A 487-nucleotide genomic window follows, 5' to 3' on the forward strand; every position below is an offset into this window, starting at 1 on the left:
CGCTACGCGCTACGCAAAACGAAGCCTTTCCTTCCTTGCCGCCGTGCAAATCAGGTGCATCTCATTGTGGGCAAAAATAATTTGACGACACTATCTAGCAGGAGCATTAAAAAATGAAAAAACTTGCATCACTCGCCATCGTAGGATCCGTTATGCTTTTGGGTATCTGCGGAACTGCTCATGCTCAAACCGGCAAACGTAATCTGGCACAGGAAGAAACCAACCGTACCCTGGTTCTGGAGTTTTATGACACGTTCTTTAATCTCCACAAGGTGGATGAAGCGGCTAAAGTAGTGGCCGAAGATTACATACAGCACAATCCGACCGTGCCGGACGGTAAGGAGCCGTTTGTATCCTATTACCGGGATTTCTTCAAAAAAACTCCGGGCTCTAGATATTGTCGTCAAATTATTTTTGCCCACAATGAGATGCACCTGATTTGCACGGCGGCAAGGAAGGAAAGGCTTCGTTTTGCGTAGCGCGTAGC

Annotated in this window: 3 pseudogenes; 2 read left to right on the forward strand and 1 reads right to left on the reverse strand. The window is 47.4% G+C overall.

Going from position 1 to position 487, the window contains the following annotated elements:
* Positions 1-85 (forward strand): annotated as a pseudogene (locus EII23_RS12325) (IS5/IS1182 family transposase); the annotation flags it as partial.
* A gap of 67 nt (positions 86-152) precedes the next feature.
* Positions 153-362: pseudogene (locus tag EII23_RS13535) on the forward strand (hypothetical protein); the annotation flags it as partial.
* Positions 363-403: 41 nt separating this feature from the next.
* Here the strand turns inward: EII23_RS13535 and EII23_RS13265 are convergent.
* Positions 404-487, reverse strand: a pseudogene (locus EII23_RS13265) (IS5/IS1182 family transposase); the annotation flags it as partial.

The organism is Desulfovibrio sp. OH1186_COT-070 (assembly GCF_003860215.1).
GTDB lineage: Bacteria > Desulfobacterota > Desulfovibrionia > Desulfovibrionales > Desulfovibrionaceae > Desulfovibrio.